General features: G+C 45.5%; 1 protein-coding gene. It reads left to right on the forward strand.

Features of this window, described 5'->3' with window-relative positions:
• Positions 1 to 1,269, forward strand: a 1,269-nt coding sequence (locus tag GD597_RS21650; RefSeq protein WP_216368657.1) for a MopE-related protein, incomplete at both ends; no start/stop codon positions are given.

Raw genomic sequence — 1,269 nt, forward strand, 5'->3', positions numbered from 1 at the left:
TATGGCAGTCCGAATAATCCGGTTCAGGCAAAATGTTTCCAACCGCAAAACACGGTAACCAATAATTTAGATTGCGATGATCAAAACGCATCCGTGCACCCCGGCGCACCCGAATTATGCGATGGATTAGACAACGATTGCGATGGACAAATAGATGAAGACTTCCCGCTAATTACCTACTATTTTGATGTAGATGGCGATGGCTATGGCAGTCCAAACAACCCGATACAGGCAAGGTGTTTCCAACCGCAAAACACTGTAACCAATAATTTAGATTGCGACGATCAAAATGCATCCGTGCACCCCGGCGCACCCGAATTATGCGATGGATTAGACAATGATTGCGATGGACAAATTGATGAAGACTTCCCGCTGGTAACCTACTACTTTGATGTAGATGGCGATGGTTATGGCAGTCCGAATAATCCGGTTCAGGCAAGATGTTTCCAACCGCAAAACACGGTAACCAATAATTTAGATTGCGACGATCAAAACGCATCCGTGCACCCCGGCGCACCCGAATTATGCGATGGCTTAGACAACGATTGCGATGGACAAATTGATGAAGACTTCCCGCTCATCACCTACTATTTTGATGTGGATGGCGATGGTTATGGCAACCCCAACAGTCCTATACAGGCAAGATGTTTTGTACCCATAGGCACAGTAAGCAATAACCTGGATTGCGACGATAACAATGCAGCTATACACCCCGGCGCTACAGAAATATGCGGCAATGGAATAGACGATAATTGTAACGGACAAATAGATGAAAACTGCACCAACAATATTCGTTTCACCATAGCCGATAAAGCCAAGCTAGAAGGCAATGGACCACGTACCATCAGCTTTATTGTTAAGCTAAGCAAAGCATCCACACAAACGGTGCAGGTAAGTTATGCCACACAAAATAGCACCGCTCTGGCCGGCCCTGATTATACAGCAAAAACAGGCACATTAACCTTTGCGCCAGGTGTAAGAAAGCAAACTATCAACGTAACCATTAATGGAGATAGAATAGTAGAGCCCGATGAAACCTTCCGCATCCTATTAAGCAATCCTGTAAATGCAGCATTGCCCGATGGTGAAGCTATCGGCACCATCATAAACGACGATGCAACAGCCGTGGCCGCAACTGTAGAGCCAACCACTACGGCAGCAAAATCTGTAATAGTAACAACAGGGTTAAAAGTATCGCCAAACCCTGCTACCACAACATTGTACGTGCAGTTAACCGGTTACAAAGGCAATGTAACATTACAGTTGCGT

The sequence above is a fragment of the Limnovirga soli genome, from assembly GCF_013106755.1.
Taxonomy (GTDB): Bacteria; Bacteroidota; Bacteroidia; order Chitinophagales; family Chitinophagaceae; genus Limnovirga; species Limnovirga soli.